At 44.4% G+C, this 22572-nt stretch carries 28 protein-coding genes; 3 read left to right on the top strand and 25 right to left on the bottom strand.

Annotated elements, in window-relative coordinates; translation table 11 throughout:
- Positions 1–97: 97 nt before the first annotated feature.
- The 22 genes from AAHT65_RS19070 to AAHT65_RS19175 all read right to left on the bottom strand — a co-directional run bounded on the left by AAHT65_RS19070 (position 98) and on the right by AAHT65_RS19175 (position 18685).
- Positions 98–1579 (bottom strand): spore germination protein, encoded by a 1482-nt coding sequence (locus AAHT65_RS19070; protein ID WP_003325581.1) that lies wholly within the window; start codon positions 1577–1579, stop codon positions 98–100.
- Entirely contained in the window at positions 1524–2141 is a 618-nt protein-coding gene (locus AAHT65_RS19075; protein ID WP_088117515.1) for a stage V sporulation protein AE, read from the bottom strand. The genes AAHT65_RS19070 and AAHT65_RS19075 overlap by 56 nt, the downstream gene beginning before the upstream one ends.
- A 7-nt stretch (positions 2142–2148) precedes the next feature.
- Positions 2149–2499 carry a stage V sporulation protein AE gene (gene spoVAE / locus AAHT65_RS19080; RefSeq protein WP_003325579.1) on the bottom strand — a complete coding sequence of 117 codons (351 nt, stop codon included), beginning with the start codon at positions 2497–2499 and terminating at the stop codon, positions 2149–2151.
- Complete coding sequence (gene spoVAD, locus AAHT65_RS19085; protein WP_088117516.1) at positions 2499–3515, bottom strand: stage V sporulation protein AD; 1017 nt, start codon at positions 3513–3515, stop codon at positions 2499–2501. The genes spoVAE and spoVAD overlap by 1 nt, the downstream gene beginning before the upstream one ends.
- 12 nt (positions 3516–3527) lie before the next feature.
- Entirely contained in the window at positions 3528–3980 is a 453-nt protein-coding gene (spoVAC, locus tag AAHT65_RS19090; protein WP_003325577.1) for a stage V sporulation protein AC, read from the bottom strand.
- Positions 3981–3992: 12 nt separating this feature from the next.
- Positions 3993–4418 carry a stage V sporulation protein AB gene (locus AAHT65_RS19095; protein ID WP_003325576.1) on the bottom strand — a complete coding sequence of 142 codons (426 nt, stop codon included), beginning with the start codon at positions 4416–4418 and terminating at the stop codon, positions 3993–3995.
- Complete coding sequence (locus AAHT65_RS19100; protein ID WP_003325575.1) at positions 4408–5028, bottom strand: stage V sporulation protein AA; 621 nt, start codon at positions 5026–5028, stop codon at positions 4408–4410. The genes AAHT65_RS19095 and AAHT65_RS19100 overlap by 11 nt, the downstream gene beginning before the upstream one ends.
- Positions 5029–5154: 126 nt before the next feature.
- Positions 5155–5922: an RNA polymerase sporulation sigma factor SigF gene (gene sigF / locus AAHT65_RS19105; protein ID WP_003325574.1), complete on the bottom strand. Its 768-nt coding sequence runs from the start codon at positions 5920–5922 to the stop codon at positions 5155–5157.
- A gap of 11 nt (positions 5923–5933) precedes the next feature.
- A complete protein-coding gene (gene spoIIAB, locus AAHT65_RS19110) occupies positions 5934–6374 on the bottom strand; it encodes an anti-sigma F factor (protein ID WP_003325573.1) in 441 nt (146 codons plus the stop codon).
- The gene (spoIIAA, locus tag AAHT65_RS19115; RefSeq protein ID WP_010789112.1) at positions 6371–6724 is read right to left on the bottom strand and encodes an anti-sigma F factor antagonist; all 354 of its coding nucleotides are present in this window, start codon (positions 6722–6724) and stop codon (positions 6371–6373) included. Before spoIIAA ends, spoIIAB begins: the two co-directional genes overlap by 4 nt.
- 94 nt (positions 6725–6818) lie before the next feature.
- Positions 6819–7988: a D-alanyl-D-alanine carboxypeptidase family protein gene (locus AAHT65_RS19120; RefSeq protein ID WP_003325571.1), complete on the bottom strand. Its 1170-nt coding sequence runs from the start codon at positions 7986–7988 to the stop codon at positions 6819–6821.
- Positions 7989–8128: 140 nt separating this feature from the next.
- On the bottom strand, positions 8129–8944 hold the full coding sequence (locus AAHT65_RS19125) for a purine nucleoside phosphorylase I, inosine and guanosine-specific (protein WP_061670055.1): 816 nt from the start codon (positions 8942–8944) through the stop codon (positions 8129–8131).
- 12 nt (positions 8945–8956) lie between these two features.
- Positions 8957–10141, bottom strand: a complete 1185-nt coding sequence (deoB, locus tag AAHT65_RS19130; RefSeq protein WP_035175196.1) for a phosphopentomutase — start codon at positions 10139–10141, stop codon at positions 8957–8959.
- 161 nt (positions 10142–10302) lie between these two features.
- The gene (gene xerD, locus AAHT65_RS19135; protein ID WP_003325568.1) at positions 10303–11193 is read right to left on the bottom strand and encodes a site-specific tyrosine recombinase XerD; all 891 of its coding nucleotides are present in this window, start codon (positions 11191–11193) and stop codon (positions 10303–10305) included.
- Positions 11194–11199: 6 nt separating this feature from the next.
- Positions 11200–11427, bottom strand: coding sequence for a YqzK family protein (locus AAHT65_RS19140; RefSeq protein ID WP_003325567.1), 228 nt, complete (start codon positions 11425–11427; stop codon positions 11200–11202).
- 120 nt (positions 11428–11547) lie between these two features.
- Positions 11548–11997, bottom strand: a complete 450-nt coding sequence (fur, locus tag AAHT65_RS19145) for a ferric iron uptake transcriptional regulator (protein ID WP_003325565.1) — start codon at positions 11995–11997, stop codon at positions 11548–11550.
- Positions 11998–12124: 127 nt separating this feature from the next.
- Positions 12125–12766: a stage II sporulation protein M gene (gene spoIIM / locus AAHT65_RS19150; RefSeq protein ID WP_106033494.1), complete on the bottom strand. Its 642-nt coding sequence runs from the start codon at positions 12764–12766 to the stop codon at positions 12125–12127.
- A gap of 176 nt (positions 12767–12942) precedes the next feature.
- Positions 12943–13152 carry a hypothetical protein gene (locus AAHT65_RS19155; protein ID WP_343310678.1) on the bottom strand — a complete coding sequence of 70 codons (210 nt, stop codon included), beginning with the start codon at positions 13150–13152 and terminating at the stop codon, positions 12943–12945.
- Positions 13153–13345: 193 nt separating this feature from the next.
- Positions 13346–14665, bottom strand: a complete 1320-nt coding sequence (locus tag AAHT65_RS19160) for an NAD-dependent malic enzyme (RefSeq protein WP_106033493.1) — start codon at positions 14663–14665, stop codon at positions 13346–13348.
- A gap of 17 nt (positions 14666–14682) precedes the next feature.
- Positions 14683–16089 carry a Na+/H+ antiporter NhaC gene (nhaC, locus tag AAHT65_RS19165; protein ID WP_343310679.1) on the bottom strand — a complete coding sequence of 469 codons (1407 nt, stop codon included), beginning with the start codon at positions 16087–16089 and terminating at the stop codon, positions 14683–14685.
- Positions 16090–16224: 135 nt separating this feature from the next.
- Positions 16225–17655 carry an aspartate ammonia-lyase gene (gene aspA / locus AAHT65_RS19170; protein ID WP_003325560.1) on the bottom strand — a complete coding sequence of 477 codons (1431 nt, stop codon included), beginning with the start codon at positions 17653–17655 and terminating at the stop codon, positions 16225–16227.
- Positions 17656–17698: 43 nt separating this feature from the next.
- Positions 17699–18685 carry a type I asparaginase gene (locus tag AAHT65_RS19175; RefSeq protein ID WP_061670053.1) on the bottom strand — a complete coding sequence of 329 codons (987 nt, stop codon included), beginning with the start codon at positions 18683–18685 and terminating at the stop codon, positions 17699–17701.
- A gap of 190 nt (positions 18686–18875) precedes the next feature.
- Here AAHT65_RS19175 and AAHT65_RS19180 point away from each other — a divergent pair, with 190 nt between their 5' ends.
- Positions 18876–19229 (top strand): helix-turn-helix domain-containing protein, encoded by a 354-nt coding sequence (locus tag AAHT65_RS19180; protein ID WP_010789122.1) that lies wholly within the window; start codon positions 18876–18878, stop codon positions 19227–19229.
- Between the two features lie 54 nt (positions 19230–19283).
- Here the strand turns inward: AAHT65_RS19180 and AAHT65_RS19185 are convergent, their stop codons facing one another.
- Positions 19284–20447: a TIGR00375 family protein gene (locus tag AAHT65_RS19185; protein ID WP_088117521.1), complete on the bottom strand. Its 1164-nt coding sequence runs from the start codon at positions 20445–20447 to the stop codon at positions 19284–19286.
- Positions 20444–21001, bottom strand: a complete 558-nt coding sequence (locus tag AAHT65_RS19190) for an NUDIX hydrolase (protein WP_010789124.1) — start codon at positions 20999–21001, stop codon at positions 20444–20446. The genes AAHT65_RS19185 and AAHT65_RS19190 overlap by 4 nt, the downstream gene beginning before the upstream one ends.
- A gap of 72 nt (positions 21002–21073) precedes the next feature.
- Here AAHT65_RS19190 and mciZ point away from each other — a divergent pair, with 72 nt between their 5' ends.
- Positions 21074–21196: a Z-ring formation inhibitor MciZ gene (gene mciZ / locus AAHT65_RS19195; protein WP_003325554.1), complete on the top strand. Its 123-nt coding sequence runs from the start codon at positions 21074–21076 to the stop codon at positions 21194–21196.
- Positions 21197–21257: 61 nt separating this feature from the next.
- Positions 21258–22178 carry an aldo/keto reductase gene (locus AAHT65_RS19200; RefSeq protein WP_343310680.1) on the top strand — a complete coding sequence of 307 codons (921 nt, stop codon included), beginning with the start codon at positions 21258–21260 and terminating at the stop codon, positions 22176–22178.
- 35 nt (positions 22179–22213) lie between these two features.
- On the opposite strand, the gene AAHT65_RS19205 is transcribed toward AAHT65_RS19200, so the two are convergent.
- A complete protein-coding gene (locus AAHT65_RS19205) occupies positions 22214–22441 on the bottom strand; it encodes a YqkE family protein (protein ID WP_010789126.1) in 228 nt (75 codons plus the stop codon).
- Between the last annotated feature and the right edge of the window lie 131 nt (positions 22442–22572).

The raw sequence follows: 22572 nt of genomic DNA on the forward strand, positions 1-22572 counted from the left end.
TATGGGTGAAAAGGACCGTTTTGAAAGGCCCTTCCCTAGTAGTTCTCATATAAGTTAAGACATACAATATCATAATCTTCAGTCGGTTTCAATGTGATTATGAATTGTCAGGCTGCCTTTCACGATTTTTAGGGTGGACAATGCTCGGCCGGACTTTTTCACCAGGGACAGCCGTGCGGACAAGCACCTGCCATAATGCCTTTCCATTAAAAGGAATGAACGGCCATAAATAAGGGGTTTGAAGGGATTTGATGTTTGCCATTGAAATAATGAGCAATGTCAATCCGATTACAAATCCTTTCACATGAAATAAAGCAACAAATACCAACAGCAATAGGCGAGCCATTTTGTTCGCCACGCTCAATTCATAGCTCGGTGTTGTAAAAGTGCCGATAGCGGCAAGCGAGACATACAAAATAACTTCCGATGAAAAGAGGCCGACGTCAATCGCAATCTGACCGATCAGGACTGCCGCAATCAGCCCCATGGCTGTAGACAAAGCGGTCGGAGTATGAATGGCTGCCATTCTGAGAAATTCAACACCTAAGTCCGCTAAGAAAATTTGAAGGACAATCGGGATATGAGTATTTTTGTTTAATCCGATAAAATCAAGTCTCTCGGGCAGAAGCCATGGATCGAGGACAAACAAGAACCAAAGCGGCAGCAATACGGTCGATGATAAAATGCCAAAAAATCTGACCCATCTGAGAAACGTGCCGACAGAGGGAGCTTGTCTGTATTCCTCGGCATGCTGTACATGGTGGAAAATGGTCGTCGGGGTAATAATAACGCTTGGTGACGTATCCACCATTACAATGACATGCCCTTCAAGTATATGATTGGCAGCTACATCTGGCCTTTCCGTATAACGGACAAGCGGAAACGGATTATAGCGCTGTTTCACCATAAATTCCTCTACTGTTTTATCCGCCATCGTTAAACCGTCAATCTCAATAGATTCAACTTCTTTTTCGACGATGCTGACCAAATCGGGGTCTGCAATATCCTCAATATAGCAAATGCTGATATCGGTTTTTGACCGTTCACCGACTTTTGTCATTTTAATACGAAGACGCTCATCCCTGATCCGTCTTCTGATCAAAGCCGTGTTGACGACGATATTTTCGACGAATCCGTCTCTGGCGCCCCGAACAACCTTCTCTGTATCAGGCTCTTCCGGCATCCGCCCGGGATAACTCCTTACATCAATGATAAATGCAAAGCCCGCATCTTCAACAATAACGGCAATCAATCCGGATAAGACTTGATCTGTTGCTTCGTCCAATGTTTCAACTTTTTCTACCTGTGCATTCAGCAATCTGTTTTCCACAATGTTTATTAACTCATCTGAATCCTCTTTACGATTATTAATGGCTAAAAGTTCTCTCATCAAATGAATAATATAAGCTGTATCACATAGTCCATTCAGATAATAAAGCTGAACTTCCCGGTCTAATATATTAAGTTTGCGGACACCGACATCATAGCTTGTTCCCATGCCGACCCTGTTTTTATAATACGCTTCATTTTTTGAAGGATCCCGGTATACTCTTATTTTCTCTTTCGATTTGTCCGCCATGATACCCGCTCCTTTCTAAAATATACTCGACAGCCTTCATGGTAATCGGCGATCCTTTGCTGATATCGTCTTTTCTGCCCATTTTTCCTATATCGCCGATACCGACAATAAGAGGGACATCGAGTTTATCAAGACAATAGACGGTGTCTCCGCTCATTCTGTGCTCATCAAATTCCCTCATCCCGATTTTATCCACTCCAAATTCGGTTAATTCTCCATCCCGGTCAATACTTACATCGACCTTTGTCCACTCAGCCTGATGGGTCTTAGACGCAACCGCTATCACACCGAGCACTTCTATTGAGGGATGAGAGGCAACATATTTCAGAGCGGTTTCCCCCGGTCCTTCTCCTTGCAGACCGGAGTCATCAAACATGACAAACACCGGGTCATACGGGGCCGAATGAATCATTTTCACTAGTTCCGCCCCGCTCCTGACCGAAGGATTGCCCTTTGATTGCGAAATGCAGCGCCCTCCCACTTGCGCGGCTGCATATTCGATGGTTTTAGCAGCATAGATATCCCCGTCAGTAACAAGTATGACCTTCCGTTTTGTCGTCATGTCGGCATTATCCTTTCGGTTTGAAAATAACGGCTACAAGAAAAGCGAATAAAATGGCGGCTGAGATTCCCGCAGATGTCAGTTCGAAAATCCCCATTCCGATGCCGATAAAGCCGTGTACATGCGCCTGATGCATAGCGCCATGCAGAAGGCTGTGGCCAAAGCTGACGATAGGAACAGTAGCGCCCCCTCCTGCAAATTCAATAAATTTATCATAAATTCCAAATCCGTCCAATATGGCGCCGGCTACAACAAAGGATGTCATCACGTGAGCCGGCGTTAATTTGAAAACATCTAATAAGATCTGGCCGATAATGCAGATTGCGCCTCCGCATACAAAAGCAAGAAGATAGTCCATTAAGATGCACCTCCTGCACGCTCAAATACAACACCATGGGCAATCGTCGGGATAGATTCTTTTTGCTGTATCATCGTCGGACTTAACAGCGCACCGGTCGCTACAACCAAAACGCGGTTGAGTTCTCCCGCTTTTAGCTGATTAAAAATGTAGGTGTACGTGACTACAGCGGAGCAGGCGCAGCCGCTTCCACCCGCAAACACCTGCTGGTCCGGCGTATAAATGAGAAGCCCGCAATCATCATGTTTTGTCCCGAGAGAAAACCCCTCATCTTTTAACAAATCTTTGACAATAGGCGAACCGACGCCTGAGAGGTCGCCTGTCAGAATAAGATCATAATCATCAGCAGTCCGGTTCATATCCTTCAAGTGCTGTTTGATCGTGTCGGCTGCGGCAGGTGCCATAGCCGATCCCATATCAAACGGATCGGTAATGCCAAGGTCGCTTACTTTTCCGACGGTGGCACTTGTGATTTGGATCTCACTCGGCGTCTGGCTGATAACCACAGCCCCGCTTCCTGTAACTGTCGAAGTTGCCGTATCCGGTTTTTGGCCGCCGTACTCCGTAGGATACCGGAATTGCCGTTCTGCGGTTGCATTATGGCTGCTTGTCGCAGCAATCGCTCTGTTCGCAAACCCTCCATCAATCAGGGCAGATGCAACAGCGACGGTTTCCATGGATGTTGAGCACGCTCCAAACATACAAAGGAACGGGATTTTCAGATGTCTCGCCACATAATTCGCCGTAACATTCTGATTGAGGAGATCTCCTGCGAGAAACAGGTCGATATCGTCTTTTTGCAAATTGTTTTTTTGCAAAGCAGAGCTGACCGCATCCTCCATTAACTGCCGTTCTGCCATTTCCCAGTTTTTTTGATTACAATGCATTTCATCATAGGTTTTATCAAATAAAGATCCAAGCGGGCCGTCTTTTTCCTTAGGCCCCACTGCCGTTCCTTCTGAATTCACAAATATGGGATGTTCAAACACCCAGGTTTGCTTTCCAGTTAATTTCATTTCCTTCTCCTCCTATGAAAACATTCTTTCAAAAGCAAACCGAATCATTCCGACAATATAAGCTGCCACAACTCCAAACACAATGACGTTTCCGGCGAGTTTAAACATGTTTGTCCCAACACCCAGCACAAGCCCTTCGCTTCTATGTTCAAGCGCGGCGCTTGCCATACTGTTGGCGAAGCCTGTGACCGGAACAGCAGATCCCGCTCCGGCAAACTGTCCGATTCTATCATAAATGCCAAAACCGGTAAGTAAGGCGGAAAGTAAGATCAATGTTGCCGCAGTTGGATTACCCGCGGTTTTTTCATTAAAATCAAAAAAGTGGATGTAGAAATTCTGCAAGGCTTGACCAATCATGCAAATCAAACCGCCGACTAGAAAGGCTTTTACGCAGTTCCATATGTACGGCGGCTTCGGCTGATAGGTTTTAACTTTTGATTTGTAATTTTCCTTTAAATTAGACATGAAGGAACCTCCTTAAAAATGATGGATAAAATACAGCCAATGAAACAAAGATCCCGCTATTTTGCCAAATACTATGGCCATGATAAGAATGATGATTTTGCTGCCTAGGCCGATTCGTTTTGCTAAAATAGGCAAAACGTTTAACACTTCTGTCAGGGCGGCCGCAAGCATACCGATAAATACACCGGCAAGCAGCCCGACCGGGACCGCGAGCCATTTTGACAAAAAGAGATGATTCATGTGCAGCGTTTCCCAGCCTCCATAAACAGCGCCTAATATAACAGCACCTTCATAGGCCTGAATAAATCGCATGGTTTTGGTCAGCTGCATGAGTCGCGGAATAATCCCCATAACGGTGAGAAATGCGACAAACCCAGCCCCCACTGTTAAGCCGCCCCCAAGCCCGACAAACATAACGAACAAAATACTAACGATCATGCAAGTCCTTTGTCGTTTCTTGATTTTCATTCATCGCCACATATTCATCGAGATCAAGCTGATAATTAAACATCTCAACTTCAAGCGGGCTTGGCTCTTCGTTAAGGCGCTTTTTAAAAACATGATTAAAAAAGATGATCATGCCCAAACCAAGACCGATGCTGTACGGGATCTGTAGAAGATACGGATATTCATTCCGCTCTCCGGTAATCATTTCATATAACGCAATATGAACATCTCTCATGCTCACATCTTCATGAAAATTCATAATCGCAAGACAAGACCCGATGAATAGAAGCATCCAAACGCCAATAAAGAGAACGCCGGATAATCGCCTTTTTTTATATTGAATCTCGACAATGGTCTCCGCTCCTCCAACCGTTTGGACATCGAGCGTCGGATCAGCTTTATGGATGGCTTTCAGCACTTTTATGATATCCAGGATCACGATGTTTTTATCTTTTTTGCTCACCTGGTAAAGGGGCAAGGCTGACAGCCGCTTTTTCAGCTGGTGCTGTCCTTCAATTTGTGCGGCATGTCCGACTGTGATGATATCACCCGGATGTGCCAGCACCCGGTGGCGGAGTCTGATAAATATGCGTCGTTCCATCATGGGTCACCATCTTTCGGGTGGTTATATATGTAGTATGTGGTTTGATTGTTTTATCATTCATCCGCACCGAAAGACCATAAATTACCACCAATCTAACATAAAAAAGCTAGCCTTATGAAAAGGCTAGCTTTCTGTATGGTCCATCTGAACTTTAATCTGCTTTAAGATTTTCTTTTCAAGCCTTGATACTTGCACTTGCGATATCCCAAGCCGTTCAGCAACCTCTGATTGGGTTTGGTCTTTATAATACCTGAGATAAACGATGAGCTTTTCCCGTTCTTCCAAATCACTGATCGCTTCTTTGAGCGCGATTTTATCAAACCACTTTTCTTCCGAGTGATCGGCGATTTGATCGAGCAGCGTGATGGGATCTCCATCGTTTTCATACACTGTTTCATGAATGGATGAAGGGGCGCGCACGGCTTCTTGAGCGAGTACGACATCCTCCGCATCAATCTCCAAGTGCTCCGCGATCTCTTGAACGGTCGGCACTCTTCCGTATGTTTTAGACAGTTCATCTTTCGCACGCCGAATTTTATTTCCGAGCTCTTTTAAAGATCTAGACACTTTTACGGTTCCGTCATCTCTGATAAAACGCTGAATTTCACCGATGATCATGGGGACGGCATATGTGGAAAAACGGACATCATACGATAAATCGAATTTATCAACTGATTTTAATAACCCGATACATCCGATTTGAAAAAGGTCATCAGGCTCATAGCCTCTGTTTAAAAATCGCTGAACAACTGACCATACAAGACGCATGTTTTTTTCTATGAGGAGGTCTCTTGCCTGCTGGTCGCCGTCTTGGCTTCTTTTAATTAAATCCTTGACTTCGTGGTCCTTCAGCTGCGCGTTTTTACTGTTTTTCTTAACCTCCACATCCATAACAAATCTCCTTAATTACAAAGCGCTTTGCTTTTTGATAAGTGCTTTGTTAAGCGTATCGTCGTCCCCATTTCAGGTGATGAATCAACACTGACATCGTCCATAAAGTTTTCCATAATCGTAAAGCCCATTCCTGAACGCTCGAGCTCAGGCTTTGTCGTAAATAACGGCTGGCGTGCTTCGTCGAGATCTGTAATACCGAGCCCTTCATCACGAATGGTTAAGTACACCACATGATCATCTAACGTCACCGAAATGTAGACTTTTCCGTTGCAATTTTCCTCGTAACCGTGAATGATCGCGTTTGTCACCGCTTCTGATACCACGGTTTTAATTTCAGTCAATTCATCCATTGTCGGATCGAGCTGGGCTATAAATGAGGCGACTGTCACCCGGGCGAACGACTCGTTTTGGCTGAGGGCGGAAAATTCAATGTTCATCTCGTTTTTCATGAAGCCACCCCCAGTGTGAGCAGCGCCTGCTGTTCAGATTGTTCAAATCTGATAATTTTAAAAAGGCCCGACATATCAAACAGCCGTTTCACTGCAGGTGAGATCGCACAGACAACCATCTCCCCGCCAATCTGCTTGATTTGTTTGTATCTGCCTAAAATAACGCCAAGACCCGAGCTGTCCATAAAAGAAAGATCCTCTAGATTCAGCACAATATGACGGATGTCTTCAGCTTCCAATGACTTGGCGACCTTTTGTTTAAGGGACTCTGCCGTATGATGATCGAGCTCGCCTGTTAATCGAATACAAAGCACGGTTTCTTTGACATGGAAGTCAATTCCAAGGCTCATGCTCATTCCTCCTTGATTAATCGGATAATGAGTGTTTCGATTTTATCAGGGGCAATTCCTTCACCGTGACAAAACTAGTGGCGATTCGGCATAATTACTTAAATTTTGTCCAATCTCCCATTGTGCGTTTGAGAAATGTCAAAAATCCGGCTTTTTCCATATCGTCTTTAGCTGTCACCGGGCTTTCAGCCAACACTTCCCCGTCTTTTTTCAGGATAAGTGTCCCAAGCACATCGCCTTTTTTAATAGGAGCGGTGATCTGTTCTTTCATTTTAATTTCTTTTTTTACATGTTTGGTATCCTCGCCTTTTTTCGTTAAGAGCGAGATCGGTTCAGATGTAGAGAGTTCGATCGTTTTCTGCTTGCCTTTTTTGACCTTTGCTTTAGCAACGGTTTCATTTCGTTTATACATAGGGTGTGTTTCATATTGGCTGAAAGCATAATCAAGCATTTTGGTGACTTGTGCGTTCCGGTCCTTCGGTGTGCTCGCGCCGAAAACGACCGCGATCGCCCGCATATTTCCTTTTTTAGCAGAAGCGGTAAGGCAATATTTCGCTTCTCCTGTATAGCCGGTTTTTACGCCGTCAACGCCCGGGTAAAATTTGATCAGCCTGTTTGTGTTGACGAGCCAAAACTTTTTATCTGTATCTTCCCGCAAGTAATCTTCATACGTTCCTGTAAAAGCGGTGATTTTATCGTATTTCAATAGCTCTTTGGACATCATTGCCATGTCATACGCTGAGCTGTAATGTCCTTTTTCAGGCAGTCCGGTCGGGTTTTTAAAGGTTGTATCTTTTAAACCAAGCTCTTTGGCTTTTTTGTTCATCTTCTGAACAAATTCCTCTTCAGAGCCAGATATATATTCTGCCATCGCAACGGAAGAATCGTTTCCTGAAGCAATGGCTATGCCTTTCAGCATTTCTTTTACGGTCATTTCTTCGCCGGGTTCGAGGAAAATTTGCGACCCTCCCATTGAAGCGGCGTATTCACTTGTTCTGACCTTATCGCTCATCTTGATCTTGCCTTTGTCTAACGCTTCCATAATTAAGAGCATCGTCATAATTTTGGTCATGCTTGCAGGCGCTAACCTTTCGTGGCTGTTCTTATTGTAAAGAACCTTGCCTGTGTCACGCTCAATCAGTACAGCAGACTTCGCTTCATGAGCAAGTTCTGATGTATGTTTTCCGTCTTTTTCGGCAAGAGCGGACGGTGTTAGGGTAAGCAAAATAATACCAATCAATAAAGTGGATATCAGACGTTTCATCTCCAAAGCCCTCCATTTCATAATCTCTTTTATTTTTTCCAAGAGGCATGGTTTTATACACCATGAATGGAAAATCATTCACAATCCGAACATAAAAAAGACAGCTGCTTCCTTTGAAACAGCTGTCTTACTTATTGAACTTATTTATATTTTGCGATAACCGCTTTTACGAGCTGTAAAAATCCGGCTTTCACCTTTTCTGTCACTTCCATTACTTCATCATGCGACAAAGGCTGATCCAGTATTCCGGCAGCTGCATTGGAGATGCAGGAAATGCCGAGGACCCGAAGCCCCGCATGTTTTGCCACAATCACCTCTGGGACTGTTGACATGCCGACAGCATCTGAACCGAGCGTTCTTAAAAAGCGCACTTCCGCAGGTGTTTCGTAGGAAGGCCCGGTCACAGCCGTGTATACGCCTTTTTGAACGGGAATCTGAAGCTCTTGCGCCATTTTTTCAGCCAGTTGTGAAAGGTCTTTATCATAAGCAGATGACATATCGGGAAATCTGACGCCAAAGTCAGCTTCATTCGGCCCGATAAGAGGGTTGGTACCCATGAAGTTAATATGATCTGTAATAATCATTAAATCTCCCGCGCGGAATGCTGTATTAATGCCTCCGGCCGCATTGGTCACGATGAGCGCTTCCACTCCAAGCTCCTTCATGACGCGCACCGGGAAGGTCACTTTATCCATTGAATATCCTTCGTAAAAATGGAAGCGGCCCTGCATCGCAACAACCGAAACGCCTTCAAGGGTTCCGAACACAAGCTGTCCGGCATGCCCTTCAACTGTGGAAACCGGAAAATCCGGTATGTCCTCATATTTTAGTTTGACAGCCCCCTCAATTTCGTCGGCCAAAATGCCAAGGCCGGACCCTAAAATCAGACCGATCTTAGGAGATTGCGGAGCATGTTGTTTAATAAAAGCGGCAGCTTGTTCGATCTTTTGTTTCAAGAAGACGTCCCCCTACTGTAATAATGATAAAAAGCTTTTTCCGTATTTCGGTTTTTTCGTGTGAAAATTATCGGCAATTGTTGCGCCGATATCTGCAAATGTATCTGCTAGCGGCAGCTTTTGCGCTTTTTGATGCTTTTTGCTGTATACGAGCAGCGGCACATATTCCCGCGTATGATCTGTTCCGTGATGAACCGGATCATTCCCGTGGTCGGCTGTGATGATCAGCACATCGTCTTCTTTCATTTTTTCAAAAACTTCAGGAAGACGGGCGTCAAACTCTTCCAAAGCGCGTCCGTAGCCTTCAGGGTCGCGGCGGTGTCCGTACAAAGCATCAAAGTCAACAAGGTTCGCAAAACTGATTCCGGTGAATTCTTCGTCAAGTGTTTCAATCACCTTGTCCATGCCATCCATATTAGACACTGTTCTTCTGGATGAAGTAATTCCTTCGCCATCATAAATATCAGAAATTTTGCCGATGGAGATCACATCTAACCCGCTGTCTTTCAGTTCGTTCATAACAGTTCTCTCAAACGGTTTAAGCGCATAGTCATGGCGGTTTGGCGTGCGTTTAAAGTTTCCGGGTTCGCCGACAAACGGTCTAGCGATAATCCGGCCGACCATGTATTTTGGATCAAGCGTCAGCTCTCTTGCCGTTTCACAAATGCTGTACAGCTCATCCAGCGGCACAACCTCTTCATGGGCGGCAATTTGCAGCACAGAGTCCGCTGAAGTATAGACAATAAGTGCGCCGGTTTCAACATGCTCTTTGCCGAGCTCATCTAAAATTTCAGTGCCGGACGCCGGCTTGTTTCCAATGATTTTGCGTCCTGATCTCTTTTCAAGCTCCTGAATCAATTCATCAGGAAAGCCTTCCGGAAAAACTTTAAACGGTTTATCAATGTAAAGACCCATAATTTCCCAATGACCTGTCATTGTATCTTTGCCGTTTGAAGCTTCTTTCATCTTGCCGTAATACGCCAGCGGACTCTCCGTTTTTTCAACGCCCTGAATGTCGCCGATAAGACCGAGCCCGAGGTTTGCCATATGAGGCATATGTAAGCCATTCATGTGCTCGGCAATATGTCCGAGCGTATTTGCTCCTTTATCATCAAAATCAGCGGCATCCGGAGCTTCGCCGATTCCGACAGAATCCATTACGATTAAAAACACACGATTATAATTGTATGCAGGCATCATAAAGCCTCCTTTTTTTCTATACGTCCATTGTATCGTTTAGAGGTCTGACAACTCAAGTATAAACCGTTTACATTCCCATTTGCAATGCAAAGCAAAATAGTGAGAAACTTTATTATTTTCAGTTTCCCTTAAAGGAAAAAGCCGCAGTCATCCTGCGGCTAGGCGCGCGGATGATACTGCTTGTACACATCCTTCAGCCTCGTTTTTGTTACATGCGTATAAATCTGGGTTGTAGAGATATCCGCATGCCCAAGCATCTCCTGCACCGCTCTTAGGTCTGCTCCGTTTTCCAGCAAATGAGTCGCAAAGGAGTGTCTGAGGGTATGCGGTGTCAGTTCTTTTTTTATTCCGGCTTCCAGCGCGATTTTTTTAAGGTTTTTCCAAAATCCCTGACGGCTGATTTGTTTGCCGTGATGATTCAGAAAAAGAGCGTCTGACACATTTTTCTTCAGCAGTTTTCCACGGGCTTTTGCCAAATATTCTTCAATGGCGTGCGCCGCGGTTTCGCCAATCGGCACGATCCGCTCTTTTCTCCCTTTTCCGAAACAGCGGACAAATCCCATTGACAGATGCACATCCGAAGTCTTCAAATCAATCATTTCGCTGACCCGTATTCCCGTGGCATACAGCAGTTCAAGCATCGCTTTGTCCCGATAGCCGAACGGACTGGTCAGCTTTGGCGTGTCCAGCAGCAGTTCAACTTCTTTCAGCGACAGGACCTTCGGCAGCGTCCGCTCTGTTTTCTGTGTTTCTATATGTACGGAAGGGTCTTTGTCCGTCACCTTTTCTCTAAGAAGGAATTGATGAAAAGAACGAATGGACGCCAAGTGCCGCGCCGATGTCTTTCCGGACTTTCCCGAATCCTTCAAATGCTTTAAGTATTGAATAATATGAATCCGTGTCACTTCATTCCAAGAGGTGACCTGAAGGGTTTCCGTTAAAAATAGAGAATAGCTTTTCAAGTCACGCTCATATGACATCATCGTATTTTGAGAAAGCCCTCTTTCAACCATTACATAGTGGATGAAATCCTTCAATTGATCCTTCACACAGATCTACTCCCCGTTTTGGTAAAAAAACATTAACCGGCCGAGCCACCCGTCTGTCTCTTTGTCTTCCATTCCAATGACTTTCACAGCGGAGCCTTCCGGTTTATCATACCGATGATAGTTTTCATACTCTGAATTCACCCATATCATAGCATAATAGAACAAAGCGGTAAAACCGGTAAATAGAATAAAGACCTTTACAGTATCCGCTGCCGCTTTAAAGAATCTTGACATGTCCCAATCGACCCTTTCTCTGTTGATCCGATTATTTAACCATATGCCAAATCAGAAAGGGTTTATACATTCAAACAGCAAAAAACCCTTTCTCCAGGAGAAAAGGTTCAGCAATGTTCTTTATTTTGTTTCGTTTCCGTGACAGCGATGGCAGATGCCGTGAAATGTCAATCTATGATCTTTAATTTTAAAATTCCAATCACGTTCAATCACTTCTTCTACGTCTCCAAGCAAATCTTCTTCAATTTCGTCCACGGCTCCGCACTCCATGCACACCAGATGGTGGTGAAAGTGAGCTGCCCCTTCTTTGCGAAGGTCGTAACGGGATACGCCGTCTCCGAAGTTAATTTTATCAACGACTTTTAATTCTGTTAATAATTCAAGCGTACGGTACACTGTTGCGAGACCAATCTCAGGAGATTTCTCTTTTACGAGGAGGTATACATCTTCTGCGCTTAAATGGTCTTCTTCGTTTTCAAGCAGCACCCTGACTGTAGCTTCACGCTGTGGCGTAAGCTTGTAGCTGGATGAGTGCAGCTGCTTCTTAATTCGATCGATACGGTTTTCCATGTCTTTCCCTCCTACGCCGCATTCCATGACTCATTATAACAAAATACGCGCGGAGTTCCAACTATAATTATTATAAACTGATAAATAAAATGATTTTCTTTTAATAATTATTTTAAAAATTTCCCCTTTAAAAATACGCCGCCAGTTTTTCCATGAGCAAAGGAGAGACAAAGGCCTCGAAAACAGAGGACAAAAGCGACAATATCAAAATGAGAATGAATACGAGGGCATACCTTCCAAACCACTGAATCGGCGCTTCATTGATACTCCGCTTGACAAACAGTTGCCTGATCAGTCTTAATGAAAAAGCGATCGCAACTGTTCCCATGATGATATAAGCAGGAATCAGCAGCACATTTTGCGGCAATACGGCAATGAAAGACAAGAAAAAGCCGTTCATCCCCATTTGATTCACGAGGAATCCCACTGTAAAGCCGACCACAATCCCTTTCAAAAATACCATAATAAAAATGACCGGCATTCCGATGACCGAAATCCCCAAAATCCACATCAAGCCTAAGTATTTTACATTATGGAAGACGCTTTGCCAAAACATGTCCGAGCCACTCGCCTGTTTACCGTCCGAAAGCTGTCCAAAAAACCGGCTTAAGTAATAATACAGATCCTCTTTTTGAGTCATTGTCATGCTGTTGACAATAATCGCCCCGAATATGACTCCAATGAGAAATAAAACAAAGACAAATACGTAAATAGACAGATGATCCTTCACGTGCCGCAGAAAGATTTCCTTGTAAGATGTTTTTCGCATGTTTTTCCTCCTACGCTCTATTGATTTGATTTAATAGATTGTATGAAAGAAAAGAGAAAACATGCCTGTTACCTTTTATAAAAATCATAAAAGAAGCGATGCGGCCATGATTTTTTTAATAGATTCGCATCAGAAATGCCGTCAGAACCTCCTTGCGTGGGCGTGCATCAGACACGTTACGCACATAAAAAATCCTTATGATTGTCTAAATAACGATCATAAGGATTCCTTCCTTTATACCTGCTTCTTTCAAGCCTGTCTTTTTTACTTTTTGTTTTCCTTACATGTGTGCTGAAGGATGGGGCCAGCCCTCTTGACAATGAGGCGTCTTGTCCGCCGTTTCTAAGCAGATGCGCCCGTTTTTTCTTTGCGCTGCTTTTTGACATGCCGATCACTCTCCTTATATGTTTGCTCTATTATACACAGGTTTAGGCATTTTTGACATGAGAAATCAGCAGAGTTTTGTCTGAGACCGGCCTCTTCTCTTATATGTAACGTTCATGCTTTGTTCTGAGGCGGCTCAGCTGCCGATAGATAAAAAAACAGCGCCATTCTTGCTTGGCGCTGTTTCACTTAACCTTACAAACTATTGCGTACTGCAACATGTTCAACCGCTGCAGATACCGCCTCATGAACTCTCTGATCAAGAGGCTGCGGCACCACGTCGCCTTGCTTCGTACAAGCAGCGATGGCTTCTGCCGCCGCAACTAGCATGTCATGGTTGATGACCTTACTTTTTGCATTAAGCGCCCCTCGGAAAATTCCCGGAAAGCCCAGTACATTATTAACAGAACGGCCGTCAGCTGCATAGGCGGCTCCTGCCTGTAATGCTTCCTCAGGCTCGATTTCCGGTTTAGGGTTTGATAAGGCTAAAATAACCTGTCCAGGCCGTACAAATTCTTTTTTGATTAATCCCGGCACGCCTGTTGTGGCAATAATGATATCGCATGTTTCCATCAATTCTTCAATGTTGGCTGCTGTTTTCCCGCCGTATTGCTGAAGGCGGTTCATTGCATCCTCTGATTTATCTGTCCCGAAAACAGCTTTGACACCGTACGCCATAAACATCCTGCAAATGGCGACGCCTGCCGCTCCAAGACCGATTTGTCCCACTTTCGCTTCCTTCAGATCCACACCCGCGCTTTTACATGCGGAGATTGCCGCGGCCAAAGTAACGACAGCCGTCCCGTGCTGATCATCGTGCATAACAGGGATATTCAACTCTTCTTTCAGGCGGTCTTCTATTTCAAAGCAATGCGGTGATCCGATATCTTCAAGCAAAATACCGTTAAACCCCGGTGAAATGTGTTTAACCGTATTGATGATTTCCTCAGGATCTGTTGTATCCAGTAAAATTGGAATACCGCTGATATCAGCAAGCTGGTCAAACAGCGCCGCTTTTCCTTCCATCACAGGCATACCCGCAACCGAACCAATGTTTCCGAGGCCGAGAATCGCCGTTCCGTCTGTAACAATAGCGACTGAGTTGCTGATGGTCGTATAAATATCGGCTTTCTCAGGTTCTTTCTCAATCAGTCTGCACACATCTGCAACGCCCGGTGTATACACACGTCCAAGCTCTGCCAATGATCGGATCGGCATTTTGCTTTTCATTTGAATTTTGCCGCCTTCATGGGCGGACAGCACTTCATCTGATACCGTGTGAAGCCTGATTCCTTCACCCAGTGCCTCAATGGCGTCAATAACCTCTTGAAGCTGTTCTTCATTCTCTACCTGTACGGTAATGTTCCGCATTGTATAATTGGGTCCGACCTTTACTGTTTCAACCTCGCCGATATCTCCGCCTAAAAGGCCTATGGCAGTTGCCACTTTTCCTAGATTCCCCGGAACGGTAGGTGTTTCTATCATTAGTGTCCGAATCATATGTTTAGTAATCATTTACTATCGCCTCTCCCTTATACTACTTCTTCAGTTTGAGCAGATGTGTTTTTGGTATACCAAATGAACTTTCCTGTATAGCCGTAAATAATTGCGAGTCCTATTGAAACGAAGCTCAGCCACATAAAAGGCAAGTAAGAAAAAGTAGAAACGCCGAGAATACCAGCCATATAGATTCCGTTATCAGACCAAGGCACCATTCCAGATGTCAATGTGCCGCCTACCTCTGCGTTTCGGGATAAAACTCTTCGGTCAATGTTCAGTTTGTCATAACTGTCTTCCATAATTTTCGGTGTCAAAATCAATGACACGTACATCGCACAGCCTAATATATTTCCCAAAAACGCGACGATTAGAGTTGTTAAGGTGACATTTCCCGCTGAAGTCAATTTCTTTTCAAACAAAGATACAATGACCCGCAATACGCCGAGTTTTTCCAACAATCCGCCGAAGCCGAGACCGAATAAGATGACGACGAGCGTGTCCAACATTCCCATAATGCCACCGCGATTCAGGATCCCATCTATAAACTTCATGCCAGTGTCAATGTGAAATCCATTGTAGGCTGTTCCGATGGCTTCTGCAAAGTTCATCCCTTGGAATACGGAAGCCCAGATGGCCCCAAGTAAAGCCCCGACCACAATCACAGGCATTGAAGGTTTTTTCAGTGCTAGTAATACAACAACGATAACAGCCGGTATCAGCATCCAAATCTGAATATCGAAGTTTTGGTGTAATGCGGACTTTAAAGAATCGACTTTCTTTAAATCTACATTTTTTCCGCCATAGATAAACCCAGTAATCGTAAATAAAATAGCCGTAATAATATAAGCCGGTATGGCTAAAACCATCATAGCACGAACATGCTTGAGGACATCCACTTTTGAAAGCGAGGATGCAAGCACAGTGCTGTCAGACAGCGGTGACAGCTTGTCTCCAAAGTAAGCTCCGGATAAGACAGCGCCGGCTACGAGCGGCAGCGGCATACCGAGACCTTCCCCTATGGCAATCATGGCAATTCCGGCTGTTCCAACAGTTCCCCATGAAGTGCCTGTTGCTACTGACATAATCGAACAAATAATTAAAGTTGCTAATAAAAAGATACTCGGATGAATAAATTCCAGACCGTAGTAAATCAGGGTAGGCACAACGCCGCCCGCAATCCACGTTCCGATTAAGGCGCCTACAGATACAAGAATCAGGACAGCTTCAAGGCCGTTTGATATTCCGTTAATAATAGATTTTTGCAAATCTTGAAATGTGTGGCCAAGCCGAATTCCAATTATGATGACTAAAAACCAGGAAATGAAAAGCGCCAATTGTATCGATAAGTTTAAAAAAACTGTAAATGACAGTACTAACGCGAGGAATCCCCCTAATATAATGATAATTTCAAATAATGTTGGCAATCTAACATCCTTCATCCTAAATCCCCCTTAAAGAAAAAAGCTAAAACGCTTACAATAAATAGTGCAACAAAGTATACTATACTGCCTCATCCCAAAGCATGCAACATTTAGTTCACCCGGCTGGAGCCGAATGAACTAAATGTTCATTTCTTATTGTCTGTCAAAGAGCTCTTTTCCCGCTATTCCCGGTTTAGTCATCTCATACGGGTTTAAAATGATATCCAATTCTTCCTCTGTTAAGACATCATATTGTAAGCAAAGGTCACGGACCGATTTACCGGACATAATCGCTTCTCTCGCAATTCTGGCTGCCGCTTCATAGCCAAGATGCGGGTTAACCGCTGTAATAACTCCGGCGCTTTTCTCTACATATTCCTGCAAGCGTTTTTCATTTGCTTCAATGCCTGTCAGACAATAGTCAGTAAATGAGCGGAATCCGTTGTTCATCACGCTGATTGACTGCAGGAGGTTAAATACGAGCACAGGCTCCATCACGTTCAGCTCAAGCTGGCCGGCTTCGGAAGCCAAGCAGATCGTATGGTCGTTTCCGATTACCTGGAAGGCGATCTGGTTGATGAGCTCTGCCATGACCGGGTTCACTTTTCCCGGCATGATGGATGATCCCGGCTGACGTGCAGGAAGGGAAATTTCCGCAAGTCCGGCGCGCGGCCCAGATGCCATCAAACGAAGATCGTTGGCGATTTTGGACATATTCATCATACAAACTTTTAACGCCGCTGATACTTCTGTGTATGCGTCAGTATTTTGTGTCGCATCAACAAGATGGTCAGCGCCGACTAACGGCAGACCGCTGATATCAGCCAGATGTTTAACGACCTGCTCAATGTAGCGCGGGTCCGCATTAAGGCCTGTTCCTACCGCAGTTGCTCCCATATTTACTTCATACAGATGCTGCCGTGATTGTTTAATTCTTTTTATATCCCGCTCCAGCACGCGGCTGTAAGCTTCAAATTCTTGTCCTAAACGAATCGGAACTGCGTCTTGAAGATGCGTCCGCCCCATTTTAATAACCGAATCAAAGTCCTGCGCTTTTTTCTTAAACACCTTATGCATATTTTCCATCGTACCCAGAAGTTTTTCGAGAAGCTTCAAAGTGGAAATATGAATCGCTGTCGGAAAGACATCGTTTGTTGACTGTGACATGTTGACGTGTGTATTCGGGCTGAGATGAATATACTCGCCTTTGTTATGCCCCATCAGTTCAAGCGCCCGGTTTCCGATCACTTCATTTGCATTCATGTTCATGGATGTGCCGGCGCCGCCTTGAATCGGATCGACGATAAACTGGTCATGCCATTTGCCTTCCAAAATTTCGTCTGCTGCTTGGACAATCGCATTTCCAATTCCTTCATACAGGCGTTTTACGTCCATATTGGCAAGCGCAGCCGCTTTTTTAACGATCGCTAACGCATTGATCATTTCCTCATGGATTTTATAGCCTGTAATTGGGAAATTCTCTGCTGCACGAAGTGTTTGGATACCGTAGTATACATCTGCTTCGATATTTTTTTCTCCAAGAAAATCTTTTTCCTGACGATATTCTTTTTGGCCGTTTAACATGATTTAAAACCTACTTTCTCTGTGGTAATTATTTTGAGAACGTTTACAATACGACATCATCGGCGATCGGTGTTTCCATGATCTTTTTCACTTCCACCAGATCAGAGGATTTACCCAGGGCCCACATTAATTTCGGCACGATCGCTTCGGTATTCATATTTCTTGAACGGATGATTAAATCTTGATTCACTCTCCGCCCGACTTCATATATGCTCATATCCTCGCCCTCTTCCAAACATTGAGTCGTAATCACAACAACGATTCCGCTCTCGATCAGTTCGTTTATCTTGGTGAGGAGGTCTCTTTCTTCAAATGGAATGCCACCGCTTCCATAACTCTCAATGACAATGCCTTTGTACATGCTTTTCAGCGCGTCCAGCATTTCCGGTTTTAAGCCCGGGTGCAGCTTAAGCAGGCAAACATCCGTGCACAAAGACGTATCAACTGCAAACGGCTCTCGCTCCGGGGTCATTTGTTTATTGTATTCAATGCCGTCTTCATTGATAAAAGCGATGTACGGATAATTGATGCTTTCGAAGGCATCATAGCTTTTCGTTCTTAATTTAATCGCTCGGGTTCCTTGAATGACTCTGCCGTCAAATACCACGTAAACGCCGCCTACGCCTTCACAGGCAAACCGGATCGCATCGGTGATATTTTTTTTAGCATCTGTTTTCTTAAACGTGATAGGTATTTGCGATCCCGTAATCACGATCGGCTTCGTTGCGTGCTGCAGCATATATGACAATGCAGCAGACGTATAGGCCATTGTATCCGTTCCGTGAGTAATAACAAACCCGTCATACGCTTCGTAATTCTCTTCCACCGCCTTGGCGATTTTCACCCAATATTCAGGCTGCATATTGGTGCTGTCTAAATTCATTAACGATTGAGTTTCCATCGTGTAATCGTTATCAAGCTGTGAGACATAACTTAATAATTCATCCGCTTTGACAGCGGGTGCAAGTCCATTTTCTCCTTCAACTGAAGCAATTGTTCCTCCTGTTGTCAACAACAGCAATTTTTTCATAACCTACACCTCTTCAACTAAAAATGACTGTATCTTAAGATGATTTGCGAGAAAACATTCGCTTTCCGCATACTTTTAATGCAATTATAGACACGGAAAATGAAATTAGCAAGTAAATATTATTCGATTCGCGTACACTTCTTCAGACCTATATGATATAATCAGCTCAGTGAAAAGGAGCGGAAGATACATGAATCTAGATCGTTTAACAGAATTAAGAAAAAAGAAAAATTGGTCTCTTCAATATACGGCAGACCGGCTCGGTATCGCCAAAAGCACATACGCCGGATATGAATCAGGATACCGTCGTCCTTCTCTTGAAGCTCTGGCGCTATTAGCCGATCTCTTCAATACCACATGCGACGATTTGCTGGGCCGCACCGAGCCAAAAAAACAGTCTGCGCCTTCATCAATCGAATTGACAGAGTTGAGCAGCCTGAATCTTAACATGACCGTTGACGGAAAACCTCTGACTGAAGAAGAGATTATTCAGCTGATTGCTTTTATTAGGGCGAAGAAAAAGATAGAAGAAGAGCTTATCTAAAACGGCAGTACATGCCTTCTTTGAGCATGTCTATTTTTGCGTTCAGCCGTTCCCCTATGCTTTTACTCTTCCGTACGCGCCTCCCCCTCCTGCCTCAACGTTCAGCTTTCCAGATCTTGCTTTTACTATTAAAGCTGCGGTTTTAGGAGATACAACCTTAGCCAATTGCTCTTCGCTTGCCTGATGGAGAATCGACATTTCCGTTCCGAAGGCGCTCTTTAGTTTTTCCAGCGTTTTCGGTCCGACTCCCGGGACAAATTGCAGCGGAATTTGATGAACATACGGCGGGCGCATAGTAAGATTTTCCGGCTGGTCACTCAGCTCACTGAGCCTTTCACTGACGCCTTTTGTAAATCTTCTTCCTCCGCATGACGCGCACGATTCCCCATCTTTTACAGCAGGCTCTCCGCACGCTTCGCAAGCAGTTCGATAATATTTTCCAAGCAATGGATTTAACCCGTAATTGGCCGCAATCCCTCTGTTTTCCCGGCCTTTTAAAGCCAACGCAAATTCTGAAAAATTCGCTTCAGACATGATCAATTTATTATATTCTCTCCCGATTTTTCCTAAAGAATGTGCATCAGAATTTGTCAGAAATGAATAATTATTCAGCTCGGATACCTGCGATGCCATATACGAATCACAGCTTAATCCAAGCTCAACTGCATCAATCAGCTCAGGATCGAAAATTTCAGCCAATGAGGTTTTAACGCCTTTTCCGTACAAGCTTTTGTGCGGCGTAAAAATATGGGCGGGAATAAATAATCCGCCCAATTCCTTTACTTTTCTCTGGAGATTCAGCCCCGTTTCATATATGCGCTGTGAGCTGAGATGAATATTTTTGAGCCGGGCAGAAAGCCACACAGAAAACTCTTTCATCTTGGCGATTGTCGGCAAAAAGGCAAGTACATGAACCGGGCCTTTGCAAGACTCATCGTATATTTCCAATTCACTTCCTAATAAAAGCGTGGTGCGGCGATATCGAATCCCGCCTTCCTCAAGCTCTCGATATCTGCCCGAAGAAATGCCCTCTTCAAGCTCAAGAATCACTTCCGGTGAATGGCAGTCAATAATCCCCAAAAGCTCGATTCCTTTAGATTCACTGGCTTCAATTAAAATGTTGTCAAGTGTCAGTGTTTTTGCGCCGGTTATTTTCACGGCCCGGCCAGTGAAGGTTCTGCCGATATGGATGTGTAAGTCAGCATATATGTTTTTCATTTTTGTGCTTGCTGCGCCTCTTTCAGCTGAAGGTATTGGATGGCATAAGCTGTTTTCGCATCATATACCTCACGTGTTTCCACCAGCTTCAATGCGTCTTCAAGCGTCACCTCCATTACCTCTACAAATTCGTCCTCATCCAGCTCCCTTTTCTCTTCAAGCACAGACAGATCTTCAGCGAGAAACAAATGCACGATTTCGTCCGCAAAGCCCGGCGAGGTATAAAACGCTGTGATTTTGGTCAATTTTTTTGCTGTATAACCTGTTTCTTCTTCAAGCTCTCTTAACGCGGTATATTCAGGTTCTTCCCCTTTTTCAAGCTTTCCGGCCGGAATCTCGACGATCGTGCGCTCGAGCGGCTTTCTGTACTGGTTAACCAAAATGATTTTATTGCTGTCTGTAACAGCTAATACCGCAACCGCTCCCGGATGCTTGACGATTTCCCGTTTGCTGGTTTTTCCGTTTGGAAGCTCCACATCCTCCACATAAAGATCTATGACCTTGCCTGAAAAAAGCTTTTCTTTTTCAATGGTTTTTTCTTCTAAATGTTTCATATCTTCATCTCCCGTTCTGTCTCTCTATCATGCCCCATACATTTTATCATACATGCAAAAGGAGGTCCTTTGATGAGAGTTTATCGCCTGCAAAATGGTATCGTCTTAGTCGGAAAAGCACGGGAGGTGCGGGCAAAGCTGAGAGAATGCGGACAAACATTCCGGTATGTGAGAGAGTTGATATCCAGAGCTTAAAAGTTGAAAACTCCGCTCCTTTATATTACGGTCATTAAAAAGACGAAAAGGAAGTGGAACCATGAAGAAACGGAAACTAGGCGCTTCTGATTTGGCAGTAAGCGAAGTCGGGCTCGGCTGCATGTCACTTGGAACGGAGAAAAACAAAGCATTGTCCCTCCTCGATGAAGCAATCGAGCTTGGCATTAATTATCTGGACACCGCTGACCTTTATGATTTCGGCCGTAATGAAGAAATCGTCGGTGAAGCGATTCAAAACAGGCGCCATGATATTATTTTGGCAACAAAAGCGGGAAACCGCTGGGAAGAGGGAAAAGAAGGCTGGTATTGGGACCCTTCAAAAGCCTACATAAAAGAAGCCGTCAAAAAGAGCTTAACGCGGCTGAAAACTGACTATATCGACTTGTATCAGCTTCACGGCGGCACGATGGAAGACAATATAGATGAGACAATCGAAGCGTTTGAGGAGCTAAAGCAAGAAGGCGTCATCCTCTATTACGGAATTTCATCCATTCGGCCCAACGTGATTAAAGAATATGTACGAAAGTCAAACATCACCAGCATTATGATGCAATTCAGTTTATTGGACAGACGGCCTGAGGAGTGGCTGTCTCTTTTAGAAGAACATCAAATCAGCGTGGTCGCAAGAGGGCCGCTTGCCAAAGGGCTGCTGACCGAAAAACCGCTTGAAAAAGCCGGAGACCGCGTAAAGCAAAACGGTTATTTATCTTATTCTTATGATGAATTGGCACACGTTCGAAAGTCTGTCTCCGACATCGCTCCTGATCTCAGCATGACAGAACTGTCGCTGCAATACTTGTTGGCGCAGCCCGCTGTCACATCGGTTATCGCGGGAGCAAGCAAGATCGAACAGCTGAAGGAAAACATCAAGGCTGCAGGCGCCCGGAGTTTGAGCGGACAAGAAATCAAAGCGCTCCAATTCCATACGAAACGGGATATTTACGAAGCTCACCGCTCATAAACAAATAAAACCGGCACCTGAAACTCGGTGCCGGTTTATTTTTTATACTGATGCCAGTCGAGATTGCTTTCATTCAGCAGCTCTTCAAAGCTTTTATTCTTTTCAATTTCTTTTCTTTTTCTGATCTGCTCCGCTTTTTCTCTTTCTTGCTTCTTCTCATCCTCTGCCTTCAGCTCACTTTTCATTTGTTGAAGTTTTGCTTTGATATCGGATTGAAGATCGTCTTGTAAGCGGTGTTTTTCTGCTGATTTTTGTTTTTTCATCCTTGCTCCCCCATTTTCTTTGTGGTGTCAGTTTATCATGCGGGATGGAGAGTGAACAAGTGTGACGTTTATGATGTTTTTCCGGTGTTAAAAATGGATGCTGACGAATGAAAATCGCTTCTTTTAAAGGA

Origin of the sequence: Bacillus atrophaeus (genome assembly GCF_039519175.1) — a bacterium.
Lineage (GTDB): Bacteria > Bacillota > Bacilli > Bacillales > Bacillaceae > Bacillus > Bacillus atrophaeus.